Origin of the sequence: Bradyrhizobium sp. (genome assembly GCF_049581145.1) — a bacterium.
Lineage (GTDB): Bacteria > Pseudomonadota > Alphaproteobacteria > Rhizobiales > Xanthobacteraceae > Bradyrhizobium.
On sequence record NZ_JBAURI010000229.1, the window covers coordinates 1 to 19,069 of the forward strand.

Below are 19,069 nucleotides of genomic sequence, written 5' to 3' on the forward strand. Positions count from 1 at the left end.
GAGGCGCGGGAGGCGCCGGGGGCCTTGGCGCTTCCTTGCCAAGAGGCGGCGCGCCCTTCGCTGGCGGCTGCCCGCCCTTCGGTGGGCCGCCCTTCTTTTCCTTTTCGTTGGGACCGCCCTCTTTTTCCGCCTGCGCGAGAAGCTGCGGCGCGAATAGCTGCGGCGTGCTCTGCGACGCCGTCTGGGCATGGGATGCCGGGCTTGCGAACTGCATCGCGCTAAGGGCGGTCGTGGCAAGCAGTAGCAGACGAAGTCGGTGCATGATGATCTCGGCTCCCAGGAATTGCGTCGGGTATGGGGGTGGGGGATCTCTTGGGGATTCGTTTTTGCGACGACGCGTTGGGATGAAGGCCAAGCGTGAGGCCGGATTGTGGCGCCGTTCAAACGCAAAATTGGATTTATTTCCGCGAGGCGCAACGCCTGACGCGCCTCATTCATGGCGCGTTCAGCCGTTCGGGACCGAGTCCGCCGGCCGAACCCGTCGCTTCACATTGTAGCCACAGACCGAGAAGCGTCGTGAGCAATCGCCGGGTTGGCAGGAGGCGGCCCATCGGGCCCGCGTACCGGCAGTTCATCGGGCGTATAGCCGGGCAATTCGTCCGGTTGCGGCGGCTCGCCGGGCTCATCCACGCGCGGGGGGACCTCGGGCTGCGGATTGCCCGGCGGTTCTTCCTGCGGCGGCTCGGTCGGATGTCCCGGCGTCGCAGGCGGAATCTCCTCGGGATCGCCAATACCCATCTAGATCGCCACCTTGCGATTGTCGCCGAGATCGGGGCGGCTGCCGGTGACGGCAGCAGCCGCCATCTTCACATAAGCAATGACGGTGCCGGGCGAATCCCAGAACTCGGCTTCCTCGGGCATGACTTTCAGTACGCGGATGTTGGGATCCTCGGCATTGTCCCACCAAGCCTTCGCCGCCGTCGAGAACAACTCCTTGATCTTGGCGCGGTCATTGCTGATCGCGGCGGTGCCGCTGACCGAGACGTATTTCTGGCTGCCCGCATCCGCGAAGGAGAGGTTGACGTGGGGATCGCGGGCAATCTCTTCGTCTTTGTGGCGCCTGGCATCGGCCAGGAAATAGATCACGCCTTCCTGACGTTCGACATAGGCGTACATTGGACGGCCGCGAAGCTTGTCGCCGTCGCAGGTGACCAGCATCGCAAAGCCGATCTTCTTCATCAGGTCCCAGACGCGGTCGGCGTCGCGCGTGTTGTCATTGCCCATGATTTGCTCCCGTGGCTTCGCTGGATTGCAGCGATAACGGGCCGACCGTGGCGATGTTCCTTTGTCGGCGCGCCTTGGAACCCGCTATTCCGGCAAGTGGCAGACGGCCTCGATATTGTGGCCGTCCGGATCAAGCACGAAGGCGCCGTAGTAATTCGGGTGGTAGTGCGCACGAACGCCGGGCGCGCCGTTGTCGCGTCCGCCCGCCTGCATCGCCGCCTGGTAGAAAGCGTCGACGGTGGCGCGGTCCTTGGCCAGGATCGCGACATGGACCGGCTTGTTCAAGCCGCCCTCGGCGCCGATCCAGAAGTCCGGCTTGCCGTCGGCGCCGAAGCCCGCCGCGGCATGGCCGCTCTCCTGCGGCACTTCCATCACGAGACCATAGCCGAGCGGCGCCAGCGCTTTCAGGTAGAACGCCTTGGCGCGCTCAAAGTCGGAAACCGAAAAACCCAAATGATCGATCATCTGAACCTCCTCAGCGCTGTCGACTAGCCGATGATAAGTCAGCCGCGTGTCAGAAATGTATTGCTGCGGGTCTTGCCGGCCACGGCGTAGCCGCGCGCCAGCATGTCGGCGATGCAATCCTGTTGCCATTCGTGGTGTGACGAATGCTCGATCACGACCGCGCCCGGCCAGAGCGACTCGGGTGCGTCGCGGAAGAAGCCGATCAGCACCCGATCCTCGAACCCCTCAATGTCAATCTTCAGCGCGTCGACCTTCGACAGGCCGGCCTCCTCGACGATGCGCTGCAGCCGCAGCGAAGGTACCCTGATCGCATTGCCCGACGTCGCGTCGCCGACGATGTGGCTGGCGCCGAGATTGTCGCCATCGGTCTCGATCAGCAATTCGCCGTTGCTGGGTCCCGCGGCCGCCGCCACCAGCGTGACCTGGGTCAGGCCGGAGGCTGCGCGGTTGAAGGCGAGCCGCGCGTGGGTGACCGGATGCGGCTCGATCGCGATCACCTTGCCGCCGGCACCGACGAGGCGCGCCAGCGCCAGGGCATGGGTGCCGACATTGGCGCCGACATCGACGAACGACCCGCCGGCCGCCAGATGCGCGCGCAGAAAATCGAGCTCGGCGAGATTGTAGTCGGGATTGAACAGCGCGCCGCGTTCGGTGGCGCTGGCCTGATGATAGAAGCGGAACGAGGCGCCCTGATAGGGTACGTCGACCGGACCTGGGCGCACCAGATTGACCAGCCGCGACAGCATCGGGCGGAACGCGCCGCGCTTCAGCCGTGAGCGCTGCGCGAGTGCGATGATCGCTGCCTGCGCATCTGTCGGCGCAAACGCGCCAAACGGGGGGGACGCGGGATCGTTGGCCGCGGCGATGCCAGTTTGAGGGGTCGACATGACAGGGTTTCTCGCCGGCTTGCAAAAGGCCGCGCCTCGATAGCCGACTTCAAGGGCCGTTCCAACGACGCAAGTGCCAGAAAAAGAGAACAGCGAAACAGAACGGGCGGCCTTCGAGCGAATCCCGAAGGCTGACGATTTAGGCGGGAATGGCAAGGAATCCGGCGCGCACAAAATGCACGACCACCTCGCCGGCGCCGGGATGGTGCCTGCGGATAGCGATGTGCTGTGACGAAAGTACGACGATTTCGCCGCTCACTGTGACCTTGCATCGGGCACGATTTCGACCCGATCGCCAGGCTTGCCGCCGTTGGGATCATCTGGATCGCCCTCGATGCTGCCTCCTTCGTCGCTGCCCTGACGGCGTCCGGCGTCGTTTTCATCGTCTTGCCGCGGCTCGGCGCCGCCTCCAATGCGATCGCACTGGCCGGATGCATCCCGATGGTGCCTGGCGCATTCTTCAGTCAGGCACTGCTCGGATTTCTGGCTCTGTCGTCACCCGAGCCACAGCACACCGACGTGACGATCGTGCTGTCGATCCAGGCGATGCTGCGTGTCGTCTTCACGCTGGGCGCGATCGGCGCCGAGCTAGCGATCCCCTCGCACATCGCCTGCCACGACGGGTTCTGACGGCGACATCTCCAAGACAGTCAGTGCGAGCAAAAACCGCGCCTATACCTGCCGTTCAACCAGCTTGAATTTCAGTTCGGCGATCGCCTCGGCGGGATTGAGGCCCTTCGGGCAGGCCTTGGCGCAGTTCATGATGGTGTGGCAGCGATAGAGCCGGAACGGGTCCTCAAGATTGTCGAGCCGCTCCCCGGTGGCTTCGTCGCGGCTGTCCTTGACCCAACGGGTGGCCTGCAGCAGCGCGGCCGGTCCGAGATAGCGGTCGCTGTTCCACCAATAGCTCGGGCAGGAGGTCGAGCAGCAGGCGCAGAGAATGCATTCGTAGAGGCCGTCGAGCTTCTCGCGGTCCTCATGGCTCTGCTTCCATTCCTTCTGCGGCGTCGGCGAGGTCGTCTTCAGCCACGGCTCGATCGAGGCATATTGCGCGTAGAAATTGGTCAGATCCGGCACCAGATCCTTGATCACGGGCTGATGCGGCAGCGGATTGACCTTCACCGCGCCGTCCTTCACGTCATGCATCGACTTGGTGCAGGCCAGCGTGTTCTGGCCGTCGATGTTCATGGCGCAGGAGCCGCAGACGCCTTCGCGGCAGGAGCGGCGGAAGGTCAGGGTCGGATCGATATTGTTCTTGATCCAGATCAGGCCGTCGAGAACCATCGGACCGCAGTCGTGCGTATCGACGTAATAGGTGTCGACACTGGGATTTTTTCCGTCGTCCGGATTCCAGCGATAGACCTTGTACTCGCGTGTCTCGGTGGCGCCCGGCGGCTTCGGCCAGGTCTTGCCGCCGGTGATCTTCGAATTTTTTGGGAGTGCGAATTCAACCATCTGTCTGGCCTCTGCGGTTCACCTCGTCATCGCCGGGCTTGATCCGGCAATCCATCCCGTTTGCGAAGATCGATGGATGCGCGGGTCGAGCCCGCGCATGACAAACAATCAATACACCCGCGCCTTTGGCGGGATGTACTGCACGTCGTTGGTCATGGTGTAGTCGTGCACCGGGCGGTAATCGACGCTGGTCTTGCCGCTCTCGTCGATCCACGCCAGCGTGTGTTTCATCCAGTTCTTGTCGTCGCGTTCGGAAAAATCCTCGCGCGCGTGCGCGCCGCGGCTTTCGGTGCGGTTGGCGGCGGAGTCCATCGTCACCACCGCCTGCACGATCAGATTGTCGAACTCCAGCGTCTCGATCAGATCGGAGTTCCAGATCAGCGAGCGGTCGGAGACGCCGATGTCGCCGATGCCGCCATGCACCTTGTGGATCAGGTTCTGCCCTTCATGCAGCACCTCGCCGGTGCGGAACACCGCGCAATTGTTCTGCATCACGTGCTGCATGCTGGCGCGCAGCTTCGCGGTCGGCGTGCCGCCCGCGGCGTTGCGGAAATGGTCGAGCCGGCCGAGCGCCCGGTCGGATCCGTCCTTTGGCAGCTCCGGCTGCGTCGCGTCGGGGGTCAGCTTTTCCGCGCAGCGCAGTGCCGCGGCACGGCCGAACACCACGAGGTCGATCAGGGAGTTGGAGCCGAGGCGGTTGGCGCCATGGACCGAGACGCAGGCCGCCTCGCCGAGCGCCATCAGGCCGGGCACGATCGCGTTGTCGTCGCCATTCTTCTTGGTCAGCACTTCGGCATGATAATTGGTGGGGATGCCGCCCATGTTGTAGTGCACGGTCGGCACGATCGGGATCGGCTCGCGCGTCACGTCGACATTGGCGAAGATCCGCGCCGATTCGGAAATGCCGGGCAGCCGCTCCGCCAGCACCTTGGGATCGAGGTGGTCGAGATGCAGGAAGATGTGATCCTTCTTCTTGCCGACGCCGCGCCCCTCGCGGATTTCGATGGTCATGGCGCGCGACACCACGTCGCGCGAGGCGAGATCCTTGGCCGACGGCGCATAGCGCTCCATGAAGCGCTCGCCCTCGGAATTGACGAGATAGCCGCCTTCGCCGCGCGCGCCCTCGGTGACCAGGCATCCCGAACCATAGATGCCGGTCGGGTGGAACTGGACGAATTCCATGTCCTGCAGCGGCAGCCCGGCACGGAGCGCCATGGCGCCGCCGTCCCCGGTGCAGGTATGCGCCGAGGTGCAGGAGGCATAGGCGCGGCCGTAGCCGCCGGTCGCCAGAATGGTGGTCTGGGCGCGGAAGCGGTGCAGCGTGCCGTCGTCGAGCTTGAGCGCGATCACGCCGCGACAGACGCCCTGGTCGTCCATGATCAGGTCGATGGCGAAGAATTCGATGTAGAATTCCGCCGCGTGCCGCAGCGCCTGGCCGTACATGGTGTGCAGCATTGCGTGACCGGTGCGGTCGGCGGCGGCGCAGGTGCGCTGGGCCTGGGCCTTGCCAAAATCCGTCGTCATGCCACCGAACGGCCGCTGGTAGATCTTGCCGTCCTCGGTACGCGAGAATGGCACGCCCCAATGTTCGAGCTCGTAGACGGCTTCGGGCGCGTTGCGCACCATGTATTCGATCGCGTCCTGGTCGCCGAGCCAGTCCGACCCCTTGACGGTGTCGTACATGTGCCAGCGCCAGTCGTCCGGATGCATGTTGCCGAGCGACGCCGAGATGCCGCCTTGCGCGGCGACCGTATGCGAGCGGGTCGGAAACACCTTGGTAATGCAGGCGGTGCGCAGGCCCGCCTCGCTGCAGCCGACCACGGCGCGCAATCCCGCGCCGCCGGCGCCGACCACCACCACGTCGTAGGTATGATCCTCGATCGGATAGGCTTTTCCGTTGCTGGCCGGGCCACCGCCATTCGCGGCCTTGCCGTTGCCATTGCTGGCCATGGGCTAAACTCCCGATGACAGTTTGAGCAGCGCGTAACCCGAGGCCAGCGCCACTGCGATGCAGAAGAAATTATTGGCCATGATGACGGCGAGCTTCAGGAGTTCGTTATGCACATAGTCCTCGATCACCACCTGCATGCCGATCTTCATGTGCCAGGCGCTGGCGATGATGAACAGCAACAGGATGACCGCGATCGGCAGCGAGCCCAGGATTTGCGCGGCGCCGGCCTGGTTGCGGCCGAGCAGCATCATCACGATGACCACCACCGGAATGATCAGCAGCGTCATCGCCACCGCGGTGAGACGCTGGCGCCAGAAATCCGAGGTCCCCGAATGCGAGGCCCCGAGATTGCGGACGCGTCCAAGCGGCGTCCGCATCGATTTCTCTGTGCTCATCGTCCGCCCCCAACCGCATAGGCCACGATCCACAACAGCACGGTCAGCGAAATACCGCCGATCAGCGCGCCCCAGGTCAGCGCTTCGCGCTCGTTCGCCTTGAAGCCGTAGCCGAGATCCCAGATGAAATGCCTGATGCCGCTGAGCAGATGATGCAGCAGCGCCCAAGTGTAGCCGAACACGATCAGCCGACCCATGAAGCTCGACGTAAAGGCCTGCACATTGGCATAAGCAGTCGGACCCGAGGCCGCCGAAATCAGCCACCACGCCAACAGCAGGGTGCCGAAATAAAGCGCTACGCCGGTCATGCGATGGACGATGGACAATATCATTGTCAGCGTCCACCGATAGGTCTGCATATGCGGCGAAAGCGGTCGTTCGATCCTGGCGGTCATTGGCGGCTTTGGTGGTTTGCGGACCGGGGGACCGGTCGGGATCGCGGTGTGTTTGAGCCTTATTTACGGAGTCGAACCCAGCAGCGCAACGGCGAATATCGGCAATTCCGAACCATGGTTCATAGTTACAGATGAGCCTTGCGGCAGTGGGCATTGACAAGGCTTGGCGGCGCCTCGCGGCTGGTATACGTGAAGCAGGATTCACAGCAGTGCCATCGGGGGTGCCAGAGCGGATGGCCATCACAGGACTTGATGCCGCCGGTATCGTCGAACTGGCCATGTTGCTGGTGGGAGTTGGGGCCCTATCGGGATTCTTCGCCGGCGCGTTCGGGATCGGCGGCGGCACCGTCCTGGTGCCGGTCTTCTATGAGTGCTTTCGGCTCGCCGGCGTACCTTTGGAGGCGCGGATGCCGCTTTGCGTCGGCACCTCGCTGGCCGTGATCATCCCGACCTCGATCCGCTCGTTTCGTGCCCATTTCGAGAGGGGCGCGGTGGATCTGGCCATCGTCAAGGCGTGGGCGCTGGTGATCATGCTGGGCGTGACCGTCGGCAGCGTCATGGCGCGCTACGCGCCGGAGGGCCTGTTCAAACTGGTTTTTGTCGGCGTCGCCTGGGCGGCCGCGATGCGGCTGTTTTTCGCGCGAGAAGGCTGGCGGTTTGGCGATGACGTCCCGACCGGTGTGCTGATGAAGGTCTACGGATTCTTTGTCGGCCTGCTCTCCACCCTGATGGGCGTCGGCGGCGGATTGTTCTCCAATCTGCTGATGACGTTCTATGGCCGCCCGATCCATCAGGCGGTCGCGACCTCGTCGGCGCTTGCCGTGCTGATCTCGATCCCCGGCGCTATCGGCTATGTCTATGCCGGTTGGCCGGCGGCGGCGCGATTTCCCGACGTCGCTGCGCTGCAGTGGCCGTTTGCGCTCGGCTACGTCTCGCTGAACGCCGCGCTGATCGTGATGCCGACCAGCCTCGTGACGGCGCCGCTCGGGGTGATGGCCGCGCATGCCATGTCGAAACGGACGCTGGAGGTCGCTTTCGCCTGCTATCTCTTCATCGTCGGCGGCCGGTTTGCGATAAGTCTGCTCTAAGCGCATCCAGGTCCGCGCCGACGGTCAGCGCGCTAGCCCTTTGCGTAAATGTCCTTGTACTTGTCGCGCAGGATATTCTTCTGCACCTTGCCCATGGTGTTGCGCGGCAATTCACCGACCACGAAGACCCGCTTGGGCATCTTGAACTTGGCCAGCCGCCCGTCGAGTCCCTTCAGGATCGTGCCCTCGTCGATCTTGGCTGTGGGATGGCAGACCACGACCGCAGTGACACCCTCGCCGAAATCGGCATGCGGAACACCGATCACGGCCGATTCGATCACGCCCGGCATGGCGTCGATCTCGCTCTCGATCTCCTTCGGATAGACGTTGAAGCCGCCGGAGATCACCAGATCCTTGCCGCGACCAAGAATGTGCACATAGCCGTTGTCGTCGATCTTGCCGAGATCGCCGGTGATGAAGAAGCCGTCGTCGCGGAATTCGGATTTGGTCTTTTCCGGCATCCGCCAATAACCCTTGAACACATTCGAGCCCTTGACCTCGATCATGCCGATGGTCTCGGGCGCGAGCACCTTGCCGGTCTCGGGATCGGTGACGCGCACGGTGACGCCGGGCAGCGCGTGGCCGACGGCGCCGGCGACGCGCTCGCCGTCATAAGGGTTGGAGGTGTTCATGTTGGTTTCGGTCATGCCGTAGCGTTCGAGCACGTCATGGCCGGTGCGCTCGGTCCATTCGCGATGGGTGTCGGCAAGCAGCGGCGCCGAGCCGGACACGAACAGCCGCATGTGGCTGGCGGATTCCCGGTTCAGCGCCGGGTTTTGCAAGAGGCGCGTGTAGAAGGTCGGCACGCCCATCAGCACGGTGGCGCGCGCCATCAGCCTGATGATCAGGTCAGGATCGAATTTCGGCAGGAAGATCATCGAGGCGCGCGCAAACAGCGTCACGTTGGAGGCCACGAACAGGCCGTGGGTGTGATAGATCGGCAGCGCGTGGATCAGGACGTCCTTGTCGGTGAAGCGCCAGTAGTCGACCAGGGTCAGCGAGTTCGCCGCCAGATTGTCGTGGCTGAGCATCGCGCCCTTGGAGCGGCCGGTGGTGCCGGACGTGTAGAGGATCGCGGCGAGATCGTCATTGCCGCGGATGATGGTTGCGAATTCCTTGCCGGCCTGGTCGGCGGCCTCGGTCAGCGAACCCCTGCCGTCGGCGCCCAGGGTTTCGACCTTGGCTTTGACCTTCGCCGCGATCGTGCTGATCCCTGCAGCCTTCAACGGATCGCACACTACGACCTTGGGCTCGGCGTCGCCGATGAAATAATCGAGCTCGTTCAGCGTATAGGCGGTGTTGAGCGGCAGGTAGATGGCGCCAGCGCGGACGGTGGCGAGATAAAGCACGAGACCAGAGACCGATTTTTCGGTCTGTGCCGCGACGCGGTCGCCTGGCTTGACACCGCGCCCCACCAGCACATTCGCCATCTGTCCGGCGCGCCCGATCAAGTCGCCGTAGGAGATGTGCTGGCCGTCGAGGGTTTCGATGGCGAGCCGGGTCGGGTCGTCGATGCCATCGAACAGGCGTGAAAACAGGTTGGCGTTGGCGGTGGCGTTCATGCGACAATTCCGCGAAGGGGGGAGCTGGTCTTTGACGGCTGGATTAGCAAAAACGCCCCTGCAAAAGCAACGGAGACAGTTTGCATGACAAAGGCGGGAAAACGCGTGGCCTGGGTAACGGGCGGCGGCAGCGGGATCGGCGAAGCCGGCGCCGAGGCGCTTGCCGCGGATGGCTGGACGGTGGTGGTTTCGGGGCGCCGCAAGGAAGCGCTCGATGCCGTGGTGAGCAAGATTGCAAAAGCGAGCGGCGCGGCGGAAGCGATTCCGCTCGACGTCAGCGTCGCCGCCGATGTCGAACAGGCCGCCGCACAGATATTGGCGAAGCATGGGCGCATCGATCTTCTGGTCAACAGCGCCGGCATCAATGTGCCGAAGCGGCGCTGGGCCGACATGGAACTGGATGGCTGGAACAAACTGGTCGATATCAATCTGAACGGCGTGCTCTATTGCATGCGCGCGGTGCTGCCGGCGATGCGAAAGCAAAAGGACGGCTGCATCATCAATGTCGCCTCGTGGGCCGGCCGCCATGTCTCGAAGATGCCGGGGCCGGCCTATACCACGACCAAGCATGCAGTGCTGGCGCTGACCCATTCCTTCAACATGGATGAATGCGTCAACGGCCTGCGCGCCTGCTGCCTGTCGCCCGGCGAGGTGGCGACTCCGATCCTGAAACTGCGCCCGGTGGTGCCGAGCGAGGAGGAGCAGGCCAGGATGCTGCAGCCGGAAGACCTCGGCCGCACCATCGCCTTCGTCGCCAGCATGCCGCCGCGGGTCTGCATGAACGAAATCCTGATCAGCCCCACCTGGAACCGCGGCTTCATCCAGACGCCGGCAAACCGGGATTGAATGTCACGCACCCTTGTCGCGAACGCGGACAGCGATCGCGGCTGCAAAGTCGTCCCAGCGATCTCCCTCATCGTTCCCTGGTGCGCAATTGCGGACAGGGGGGACCGCAGCGCGCGTTGTTGCCAAGACAGTCGTCCCAAAACATCGCTCAACCGAATGGGCCGTGGGTCCCGCATCGGATCGCGCTCGCGACCGGACGGCGCAGGCGCTGGCGGTCGCTCACTTGTCCGGGAGGACGGACGGAATCTTTGGTGAGGGATCACCACCCGAAGACCCCACGGATTGCCCGTCAAATAGTTTCAGAAATCACAAAGAGTTATTCTCCGAAACCGGCCTGAAAACCTCCCGTAGCTCCGGGCAACGACGGCGCCCAAACAGATCAATCGATCGGCACCGTTGTTGACACGTCACCGCCAGCGGATGTCCGCCGGCCCAGCTGAAATTATTGGGAGACTTTCCATGTCCAAGAAAATTGCCCTGTTGTCGGCCGCAGCCTTCAGCGCGCTCGCCCTCACCTCGAGCTTTGCCGGCCCGGCGCGCGCCGAGGAGAAGACCGTCATGGTTGGCGGCGCGGCGATGTTCCCATCCAAGAACATCATCCAGAACGCCGTCAATTCGAAGGACCACACCACCCTGGTCGCGGCGGTGAAGGCTGCCGGCCTGGTGCAGACCCTGGAAGGCAAGGGACCCTTCACGGTGTTCGCGCCAACCAATGCCGCCTTCGGCAAATTGCCGGCCGGCACGGTCGATAATCTGGTCAAGCCGGAGAACAAGGCGACCCTGACCAAGATCCTTACCTATCATGTCGTCCCGGGCCGGCTCGAGGCGTCCGACCTGACCGACGGCAAGATGCTGAAGACCGTCGAGGGCGAAGATCTCACGGTCAAGCGCTCCGGCGACAAGGTGATGATCATCGACGCCAAGGGCGATAGCTCGATGGTCACGATCGCCAACGTCAACCAGTCGAACGGCGTGATCCATGTGATCGACACCGTGCTGATGCCGGCCTCGTGATACTGCGGGTCCTGATCCAGGCGGTGTTCCCGCACCGGGACAGGCGCGGCGAGCCGGGGCAACCCGGCTCGCTTTTTTGTGAATGCGATACGCCGCTTGTATCGATTCGATGGCGTCCCAGCCGTAACGAAACGGAATGCTGTGGCGTATAATAGCCACAACCGACTTCCAGCATGGAGCCACCATGTCCAGCCTCGAGTCCAGCATTGCCGCCGCCGATAGCCACAGCCACACCACCCTTGTTCCAGCGAAGGTGATCCAGCCGGCCTGGGTGCGGACCATGCACTGGATCAATGCGGTTGCGATGATCCTGATGATCATGTCGGGCTGGCAGATCTACAACGCCTCGCCGCTGTTCGATTTCCACTTCTCCAAATCCATCACGCTCGGCGGCTGGCTTGGCGGTGCGCTGCTGTGGCATTTCGCGGCGATGTGGCTGTTGACGATCAACGGTCTGGCTTATGTCATCACAGGTCTTGCCACCGGCCGCTTCCGGAAGAAATTGCTGCCTATCACGCCAGGCGGCGTGCTCTCCGACGTCAAGGCCGCGCTGACCTTCAGGCTCGGGCATGACGACCTGACGACGTACAATTCGGTGCAGAAGCTGCTGTATGCCGGGATCATCGCGGTCGGCATCGTGATCGTGCTGTCCGGCCTGTCGATCTGGAAGCCGGTGCAGCTGCAGTACCTCACGGCGCTGTTCGGCGGTTACGACGTGGCGCGCTACGTCCATTTCGTCTGCATGTCGGCGATCGTCGCCTTCCTGATCGTCCATGTCGCCTTGGCGCTCCTGGTGCCCAAGAGCCTGCGCGCGATGATCATCGGCCGCTGAGCCCGCAATTAGAGGAGAAATCATCATGGGTCGCATGCGCAGACTTCTGATCCCCGGCGTCGACAAGAAGCTCCTGGTCAAGGATGCGCTCAAGGCGATGCCGGATCTGACGCGCCGGCGCTTTATCTCCGGCGGCGCCAGCCTCGGCGCGCTGAGCCTTCTGACCGGCTGCGACGTGCTCGACAGCGATTCCGCCGACACGATGCTGGCGCAGATCTCGAAGTTCAACGACGCGGTGCAGGCCTGGATGTTCAATCCCGACGCGCTGGCGCCCACCTTTCCGGAAAGCGCGATCACAAAGCCGTTCCCGTTCAATGCCTATTACGAGATCGACGACGCGCCCGAGGTCGACGGCAAGGCCTGGAAGCTCGAGGTGCGCGGCCTCGTCGACAACAAGAAGCCCTGGACCCTGGAGGAGCTTTACCAGCTGCCGCAGGTCAAGCAGATCACGCGCCACATCTGTGTCGAGGGCTGGAGCGCCATCGGCAGCTGGACCGGCACGCCGCTGCGCGATTTCCTCAAGCTGATCGGCGCCGACACCCGCGCGAAATATGTCTGGTTCCAGTGCGCCGACAGTGAAGGCTACAACTCGCCGCTCGACATGCGCACCGCGCTGCATCCGCAGACTCAGATGACGTTCAAATTCGCCGACCAAATCCTGCCGCGCGCCTATGGCTTCCCGATGAAGATCCGGGTGCCGACCAAGCTCGGCTTCAAGAACCCGAAATACGTGGTGTCGATGGAAGTCACCAACGAATACAAGGGCGGCTATTGGGAAGATCAGGGCTACAATTCATTCAGCGGTAGCTAGCTGTTCCGGCTCGCCTCCATCGGTCGACCCGGTGAAGGTCCGGCGTTCGCCGGGACGACCTTGTGAGTGTCATGATTTGGGATGTTGCGCGAGCTTGCCCTGCAAAAGCGCGAGAATCGCGCCGAGCGCCAGCATCGCGGCTGACACATTCAGCGCATAGGACAGGCTGCCGAGCGTGTCGGTGATGGCGCCGACCACGGTCGGCCCGAGCGTCTGGCCGATGCCGAAGGAAACCGTCATCGCCGCGATCGCGGTCGGCCAGGCCGCGGGCGGATAGTTGAAGCGCACGAAGGCGGTGGTCGAGCCGACCACCGCGAAGAACGCAACGCCGAACACCACCGCAGAGACGGCGAGCAGCGCGGTGGAATGGCCGAAGATCGGCAACGCCGCGCCGGTCGCGTTGACGGCCAGGATGATCGCGGTCGCAAGGCCGCCGCGATCGAGCGCCAGCACACCACGCCAGACCCACGGCGTGACGAAGGCGCTGAGGCCGATCAGGCCCCAGAACGCGGCTTGCGCGGTGGCGCCCCCACCGGCATCGCGCACATAGGCGATCATGAAGGTCATGTAGGCGATGTAGCCGGCACCGAACAGGAAATAGCCGGCGAGGTAGATCGCAACCGGCAGCATCGCAAACCGTGCCGCGCCCGCCGCGGTGATGCCCGCCCTGTCTCCAAAGTGCGTGACCAGCAGCGGCACGGTCATGGCGGCCGCCAGCAGCGCCATCGCCCACCATACGATCCACCATGAGCCCGGCCCGAACGCCCGCAGGACGAACGGCGCGATCAGGCCGGACAAGAGAATGCCAAGCCCGGGCCCGGCATAGAACAGGCTCAGGAGAAAGTTGGCCCGCTCGGGGCGCGATTGCGCGATCATCGCCGCCAGCGCACCACCCCCGACAAAACCGGCTGCGGCACCAAAGCCGGCGATCAGCCGCGCCAGGCTCAGCACGATGAAATTGCCTGACAGCGCGCACATCGCAAGCGAGACGACGCAGCTGAGCGTGCCGCCGCGAACCGTGGCCGACCAGCCGAAGCGTTTGACCAGCCGCGAGGCCATCAGCGCGCCCAGCAGATAGCCTGCGGCATTGACGGTGTTCATGAAGCCGGCCGTCGAATACGACCAGTGCAGCGAATCCCGCATATCAGGCAGCACCAGCGCATAGGCAAAGCGGCCGATGCCAAGGCCGACGATCGGCGCCAGCGACAGCGTCAGGATCAGCCGTGCGGGATGCGCGGACGAGGAGCTGGATTCGAGTGGTTTCACGACATTCTCCGGCAGCCGCGTCATTTTGGCAGGCCGCGCGGCGATTGGACAGGGCGACGCCGGCAATGGTGTCTTGCCAACCTCGCAACGTCGCTTTAGCACTCCGCGCGAAATCATATTGCACGTCATGGCCGCGACAGGGCCGGGCATGACGAGTCCCGGTGAGGAAATACCCATGACCACCCATAAACTGCTGCTTCTGCCCGGCGACGGCATCGGCCCCGAAGTGATGGCGGAGGTGAAGCGCCTGATCGACTGGCTCGATGCCAAAGGCCTCGCCGGGTTCGAGACCGAACAGGGTCTGGTGGGCGGCGCGGCCTATGATTCGGACAAGGTTGCCATCACGGACGCGACCATGGCGAAGGCGAAAGCGGCCGACGCCATCATCTTCGGCGCGGTCGGCGGCCCGAAATGGGACAGCGTGCCCTATGAGGCGCGGCCCGAGGCCGGGCTGCTTCGGCTGCGCAAGGACCTCGGCCTGTTCGCCAATCTGCGGCCTGCGGTGTGCTATCCGGCGCTGGCGGATGCCTCCAGCCTGAAGCGCGAGGCGGTCGAGGGGCTCGACATCATGATCGTTCGCGAATTGACCGGCGGGGTCTATTTTGGCGAGCCAAAGACCATCACCGACCTCGGCAACGGCCAGAAGCGCGCCGTCGACACCCAGGTCTACGACACCTACGAGATCGAGCGCATCGCCCGCGTCGCGTTCGATCTCGCGCGCAGGCGGCGCAACAAGGTGACCTCGATGGAAAAGCGCAACGTCATGAAGTCGGGACTGCTCTGGAACGAGGTCGTCACCCAGGTGCACGATCGTGAATACAACGACGTCACGCTGGAACATCAGCTCGCCGATTCCGGCGGCATGAACCTGGTGAAGGCGCCGAAGCAGTTCGACGTCATCGTCACCGACAATCTGTTCGGCGACATGCTGTCCGACGTCGCCGCCATGCTGACCGGCTCGCTCGGCATGCTGCCGTCGGCCTCGCTCGGCGAGGTCGACAGCAAGACCAAAAAGCGCCGGGCGCTGTACGAGCCGGTGCACGGCTCGGCGCCGGACATCGCGGGCAAGGGGCTCGCCAACCCGATCGCGATGATCGCCTCGTTCGGCATGGCGCTGCGCTATTCCTTCGACATGGGCGCGCTCGCCGACAAGCTCGATGCCGCGATCGCCGCCGTGCTGGCGAGCGGCCTGCGCACCGCCGACATCGGGTCGGAGGGCACCACGCCGGCCTCGACCACACAGATGGGCGAGGCGATCCTGAAGGAATTGCAGGCGCTGCACGCTTGATGCCGAGATGCTTGCTTTCGCCGCACGATCGTCTCCAGCTATTCGACAGCGGGGCGTGGAGACATCTCATCTCGTCATCTGCTGCGGATCGTAGAAGAAGTGCTCTTCGATCACCTGCTCGCCGCGCCAGGTCTGCCAAGCCACCTCTTCCATGCCGCGGACTTTGCCGTCCTTGCCGGTGAATTCGAAGCGCCAGCGGATCGCTGAATGGTCGCCGTCGAGCAATAGCGGTCCGAGTCGTCTGGTCGCGACGCCGGCTACCGACGCCAGTACCGCTTGCTCCCGCTCGGCGAGTGCATCGCGGCCGACCCGCGGGGCACCGTCATTCTCCTGGGTCCGTGCGTCCGGTGCATAGAATTTTCGGATCGCGCCGACGTGGTCGTTGGATTCGACGGCGGCAGCAAAGGCTTGCAGAGTGGCGAGTGATGGCATGCTTCAACCTCCTGTAATACCGACTATCAGTCTGTATTTACTGACTGTTGGTCGGCAAGTCAATTGACGAGTCAAATTGGCGAGTCAAATTGGCCTGGCTCCACGGACTGCGTTAGAGAACGATCATGGCAACCCAGGCCGAGCGGCGTGAGAAAACCCAGGCAGCGATCGTCAAGGCCGCGAAGCGCATCTTCGGGGAACGCGGCTTTGCCGCCACCACGATGGACGATATCGCCGCCAGCGCGAGCGTCGCCAAGGGCGCGGTCTATCATCACTTCCCGACCAAGGAGGCGCTGTTCGAGGACGTGTTTGAGCAGGTTTCGATCGAACTTGTCATCGACATCGACCGCATCGCGCGCACCGAAAAAGACGCGCTGGCCGCCATGGCGGCGGGAACCGAGGCTTATTTCTCAGCCTGCGCCAATAGCGGCGCAACTCGCAGGATCATCCTGCGCGACGGCCCGGCGGTGCTCGGATGGGAGCGTTGGCGCGAAATCGATGCCAGGCATTTCGGCGGCAAGTTTCCGCTCGCGCTCGCCGCCGCCATGGATGCGGGCGTGATTGCACGGCAGCCGATCGAACCACTTGCGCGGTTATTGCTCGGCGCGGTGACGGAAGCAGCGGTGGCCTGCTCGGCCGGTCAAGATATCGCAAAAACCGGCGCGGCGTATGCGCGCGCGTTCCGCTCCCTGCTGGACGCCCTGCGGGCGAAATAGGAGGAACGAAGTCGGCTACCGTCTCGGACCCATCAGGCGCAACGGGGGCATCCGCGCCGTTCTCAGGTCTTGTCGCTATCGAGTTTGAATATCTGCGAGCTTTCGCCAGCCGATAGCAGGCCTGTCGCTGCGTAGAGATTCAGCTTGGCGCGGGTATCGGTAATGTCGAGATTGCGCATGGTCAGCTGGCCGACACGGTCCGCCGGCGTGAACGCCGCATCCTCCACCTTCTCCATGCTCAGCCGCTCCGGCTGATAGGTCAGGTTGGGACTCTCGGTGTTCAGGATCGAGTAGTCGTTGCCGCGTCGCAGCTCGAGCGTGACCTCACCGCTGATTGCGCGGGCCACCCAGCGCGCGGTTTCGCGCAGCATGAGCGCTTGAGAATCGAACCAGCGCCCCTGATAGAGCAGCCGGCCAAGCCGCATGCCGCTGATCCGGTATTGCTCGATGGTGTCTTCGTTATGGATGCCGGTGACCAGGCGCTCATAGGCGATGTGCAGCAGCGCCATTGCGGGCGCTTCGTAAATGCCGCGGCTCTTTGCCTCGATGATCCGGTTTTCGATCTGGTCGCTCATGCCGAGGCCATGCCGGCCACCGATCGCGTTGGCCTCGAGAAACAGCGCGACCGGATCGGCGAAGCTCTGGCCGTTCAGTGCGACGGGCTGCCCTTCCACAAAACGCACGGTGACCGTCTCGGCCTTGACCACACAATCGTCGCGCCAGAACGGGACCCCCATGATGGGCGTGACGATCTTGATGCCGCTGTCCAGCCGTTCGAGATCCTTGGCCTCGTGGGTCGCGCCGAGGATATTGCTGTCGGTCGAATACGCCTTCTCGGCGCTCATCTTGTAGTCGAAGCCGTTGGTAGTGAGGAACGCCGACATTTCCGCACGGCCGCCCAGTTCGTCGATGAACTGCTGGTCGAGCCAGGGCTTGTAGATCTTGAGGCCCGGATTGGTCAGCAGGCCGTAGCGGTAGAACCGCTCGATATCGTTGCCTTTATACGTCGAGCCATCTCCCCAGATGTTGACGCCGTCTTCCTTCATGGCCGAGACCAGCATCGTGCCGGTCACGGCGCGACCTAGCGGCGTGGTGTTGAAGTATGTCGCGCCGCCGGTCGAGATATGGAAAGCGCCGGATTGGATCGCGGCGATACCTTCGTGGACCAATTGCATGCGGCAATCGACCAGCCGGGCGTTTTCGGCGCCGAAGCCCAGGGCTTTGCGCGGAATCTCGTCATAATTGGCCTCGTCCGGCTGGCCTAGATTAGCCGTGTAGGCGAAGACCCGGGCGCCTTTCTGCTTCATCCACAACAGCGCCGCGCTGGTGTCGAGACCGCCCGAGAAGGCGATGCCGACTTTTTCCCCTTTGGGCAGGCCTTTCAGGATCGTGCTCATAAGCTTCCAATCGGTCGTAAGGGATGACATTTCCAGCGAATTGAGTGCCGCGAATATCAAACTTCGCGACGATCGGCACGCGTTTAATGGCGGATGGCGATCGAATGATCGAAGCTGGACGACCCCAGCTTGCGGAAACCCTCCAATTGGCTCAATCGTCCCGCCGGGCGTTGACGATGCGGTTAACGAAGGATGGCTCGCGTGGCGTGCTGCGCCTTGCGAGCCGCCGCCGCCAGACATAGCCGGGCCAGGCAAACCGTGTCAGCGCGGCATCGATGTCCTTGTCGGAGAGGCGGGTGCGCGGCCAGCGGTAGATGGCGCCATGCGAAAGCCAGATCACGAGGAATGTCACCAGGCCCGCGATTGCGACATCGGTGAAAAAATGGCCGCCGAATGCCATGCGGAGCGCGCTGGTCGCAACCCCGAACACGGTCGCGGCGACATAGGCCACGGGGCGCCAGGCCGGGGGCGTGAGTGCCGCGGGCGCGTAGGTCCAGAATGCAGTCGCGCCTTCGCCGGAGAAGAACGAGCAGTTTCGATCGCAGGTGCCGCGCGGATCCCACCATGGTACGAATTGTTGCGGCCCGTTGAACTGCGTCACCACCACCGGGCGCGGCCGGCCCCAATAGCTCTTGAAGGTCAGATTTGTCAGCACGCCCGCCGACAGCAGCAGGGTCACGAGCAGGAAGACCACCGTCCGCCCGGATATCAGCAACGGCCGGTCCGGTCGCCAAAGCTTCATCGCCAATGCCACGATCGCCGGCGCCGCAAAGCCCCACGCGATCCACATCGCGGCATCGCGCGCGAACTCGGCCAGCGCGCTGGACTTGAGCGGAAAGGATTTCGTCGCCGTATCGTAGAACAGGGACGAAAGCTTCAGGTCCAGTTCGGGATAGAACCCGAACAACAGTCCAACACAGGCGGAAAGGCCGAGCGCGATAAAAAGTCCAGTCCGGTTCATGGCGCGGGGTTTAGCGGAGGCGGCCAGCGATGAAAACCCCCGTCACGGCGGCGGCGGGCGCGACGCCTGCGGCATGGGTGGTGG

At 63.7% G+C, this 19,069-nt stretch carries 22 protein-coding genes and 1 pseudogene; 9 read left to right on the forward strand and 14 right to left on the reverse strand.

Annotation, left to right across the window (positions count from 1 at the left end; translation table 11 throughout):
• The 5 genes and pseudogenes from WCB02_RS07540 to WCB02_RS07560 all read right to left on the reverse strand — a co-directional run.
• Positions 1–262: pseudogene (locus WCB02_RS07540) on the reverse strand (OmpA family protein); the annotation flags it as partial.
• A gap of 224 nt (positions 263–486) precedes the next feature.
• The gene (locus WCB02_RS07545) at positions 487–738 is read right to left on the reverse strand and encodes a hypothetical protein (RefSeq protein WP_423957218.1); all 252 of its coding nucleotides are present in this window, start codon (positions 736–738) and stop codon (positions 487–489) included.
• Positions 739–1,224 carry a pyridoxamine 5'-phosphate oxidase family protein gene (locus WCB02_RS07550; protein WP_423957219.1) on the reverse strand — a complete coding sequence of 162 codons (486 nt, stop codon included), beginning with the start codon at positions 1,222–1,224 and terminating at the stop codon, positions 739–741.
• Between the two features lie 84 nt (positions 1,225–1,308).
• The gene (locus WCB02_RS07555) at positions 1,309–1,689 is read right to left on the reverse strand and encodes a VOC family protein (protein WP_423957220.1); all 381 of its coding nucleotides are present in this window, start codon (positions 1,687–1,689) and stop codon (positions 1,309–1,311) included.
• 38 nt (positions 1,690–1,727) lie between these two features.
• The gene (locus WCB02_RS07560; RefSeq protein WP_423957221.1) at positions 1,728–2,576 is read right to left on the reverse strand and encodes an FkbM family methyltransferase; all 849 of its coding nucleotides are present in this window, start codon (positions 2,574–2,576) and stop codon (positions 1,728–1,730) included.
• 73 nt (positions 2,577–2,649) lie between these two features.
• Between WCB02_RS07560 and WCB02_RS07565 the strand changes: the two genes are divergently transcribed.
• Positions 2,650–2,808: a hypothetical protein gene (locus tag WCB02_RS07565; protein ID WP_423957222.1), complete on the forward strand. Its 159-nt coding sequence runs from the start codon at positions 2,650–2,652 to the stop codon at positions 2,806–2,808.
• A gap of 155 nt (positions 2,809–2,963) precedes the next feature.
• On the forward strand, positions 2,964–3,206 hold the full coding sequence (locus WCB02_RS07570; RefSeq protein WP_423957224.1) for a hypothetical protein: 243 nt from the start codon (positions 2,964–2,966) through the stop codon (positions 3,204–3,206).
• A gap of 42 nt (positions 3,207–3,248) precedes the next feature.
• Here WCB02_RS07570 and WCB02_RS07575 read toward each other — a convergent pair whose 3' ends face one another.
• From WCB02_RS07575 to sdhC, 4 genes are all read right to left on the reverse strand, one after another.
• Positions 3,249–4,031 carry a succinate dehydrogenase iron-sulfur subunit gene (locus WCB02_RS07575; protein ID WP_423957226.1) on the reverse strand — a complete coding sequence of 261 codons (783 nt, stop codon included), beginning with the start codon at positions 4,029–4,031 and terminating at the stop codon, positions 3,249–3,251.
• Positions 4,032–4,139: 108 nt separating this feature from the next.
• Positions 4,140–5,981: a succinate dehydrogenase flavoprotein subunit gene (sdhA, locus tag WCB02_RS07580; protein ID WP_423957228.1), complete on the reverse strand. Its 1,842-nt coding sequence runs from the start codon at positions 5,979–5,981 to the stop codon at positions 4,140–4,142.
• Positions 5,982–5,984: 3 nt separating this feature from the next.
• Complete coding sequence (gene sdhD / locus WCB02_RS07585; RefSeq protein WP_423957249.1) at positions 5,985–6,359, reverse strand: succinate dehydrogenase, hydrophobic membrane anchor protein; 375 nt, start codon at positions 6,357–6,359, stop codon at positions 5,985–5,987.
• Between the two features lie 14 nt (positions 6,360–6,373).
• A complete protein-coding gene (gene sdhC / locus WCB02_RS07590) occupies positions 6,374–6,772 on the reverse strand; it encodes a succinate dehydrogenase, cytochrome b556 subunit (protein WP_423957230.1) in 399 nt (132 codons plus the stop codon).
• Positions 6,773–7,005: 233 nt separating this feature from the next.
• On the opposite strand from sdhC, the gene WCB02_RS07595 reads away from it, so the two are divergent.
• Positions 7,006–7,860: a sulfite exporter TauE/SafE family protein gene (locus tag WCB02_RS07595; protein WP_423957232.1), complete on the forward strand. Its 855-nt coding sequence runs from the start codon at positions 7,006–7,008 to the stop codon at positions 7,858–7,860.
• 32 nt (positions 7,861–7,892) lie between these two features.
• Here the strand turns inward: WCB02_RS07595 and WCB02_RS07600 are convergent, their stop codons facing one another.
• Positions 7,893–9,422, reverse strand: coding sequence for a malonate--CoA ligase (locus WCB02_RS07600; RefSeq protein WP_423957233.1), 1,530 nt, complete (start codon positions 9,420–9,422; stop codon positions 7,893–7,895).
• A gap of 84 nt (positions 9,423–9,506) precedes the next feature.
• Between WCB02_RS07600 and WCB02_RS07605 the strand changes: the two genes are divergently transcribed.
• The 4 genes from WCB02_RS07605 (at position 9,507) to WCB02_RS07620 (ending at position 12,925) form a co-directional block, all read left to right on the forward strand.
• Positions 9,507–10,268, forward strand: a complete 762-nt coding sequence (locus WCB02_RS07605; protein ID WP_423957234.1) for an SDR family oxidoreductase — start codon at positions 9,507–9,509, stop codon at positions 10,266–10,268.
• Between the two features lie 459 nt (positions 10,269–10,727).
• Positions 10,728–11,282, forward strand: coding sequence for a fasciclin domain-containing protein (locus WCB02_RS07610; protein WP_423957235.1), 555 nt, complete (start codon positions 10,728–10,730; stop codon positions 11,280–11,282).
• Between the two features lie 184 nt (positions 11,283–11,466).
• Positions 11,467–12,114, forward strand: a complete 648-nt coding sequence (locus tag WCB02_RS07615; protein ID WP_423957236.1) for a cytochrome b/b6 domain-containing protein — start codon at positions 11,467–11,469, stop codon at positions 12,112–12,114.
• Between the two features lie 25 nt (positions 12,115–12,139).
• Positions 12,140–12,925 (forward strand): molybdopterin-dependent oxidoreductase, encoded by a 786-nt coding sequence (locus WCB02_RS07620; protein WP_423957237.1) that lies wholly within the window; start codon positions 12,140–12,142, stop codon positions 12,923–12,925.
• A gap of 69 nt (positions 12,926–12,994) precedes the next feature.
• Here the strand turns inward: WCB02_RS07620 and WCB02_RS07625 are convergent, their stop codons facing one another.
• On the reverse strand, positions 12,995–14,191 hold the full coding sequence (locus WCB02_RS07625) for a YbfB/YjiJ family MFS transporter (protein ID WP_423957239.1): 1,197 nt from the start codon (positions 14,189–14,191) through the stop codon (positions 12,995–12,997).
• Between the two features lie 175 nt (positions 14,192–14,366).
• Between WCB02_RS07625 and leuB the strand changes: the two genes are divergently transcribed.
• Entirely contained in the window at positions 14,367–15,479 is a 1,113-nt protein-coding gene (gene leuB, locus WCB02_RS07630; protein WP_423957240.1) for a 3-isopropylmalate dehydrogenase, read from the forward strand.
• 66 nt (positions 15,480–15,545) lie between these two features.
• Here the strand turns inward: leuB and WCB02_RS07635 are convergent, their stop codons facing one another.
• Positions 15,546–15,911: a nuclear transport factor 2 family protein gene (locus WCB02_RS07635; RefSeq protein WP_423957242.1), complete on the reverse strand. Its 366-nt coding sequence runs from the start codon at positions 15,909–15,911 to the stop codon at positions 15,546–15,548.
• A gap of 125 nt (positions 15,912–16,036) precedes the next feature.
• Here WCB02_RS07635 and WCB02_RS07640 point away from each other — a divergent pair, with 125 nt between their 5' ends.
• The gene (locus tag WCB02_RS07640) at positions 16,037–16,627 is read left to right on the forward strand and encodes a TetR/AcrR family transcriptional regulator (protein WP_423957243.1); all 591 of its coding nucleotides are present in this window, start codon (positions 16,037–16,039) and stop codon (positions 16,625–16,627) included.
• 62 nt (positions 16,628–16,689) lie between these two features.
• Here WCB02_RS07640 and argG read toward each other — a convergent pair whose 3' ends face one another.
• A complete protein-coding gene (gene argG / locus WCB02_RS07645; RefSeq protein WP_423957245.1) occupies positions 16,690–18,024 on the reverse strand; it encodes an argininosuccinate synthase in 1,335 nt (444 codons plus the stop codon).
• 151 nt (positions 18,025–18,175) lie between these two features.
• On the reverse strand, positions 18,176–18,985 hold the full coding sequence (locus WCB02_RS07650) for a phosphatase PAP2 family protein (RefSeq protein WP_423957247.1): 810 nt from the start codon (positions 18,983–18,985) through the stop codon (positions 18,176–18,178).
• Between the last annotated feature and the right edge of the window lie 84 nt (positions 18,986–19,069).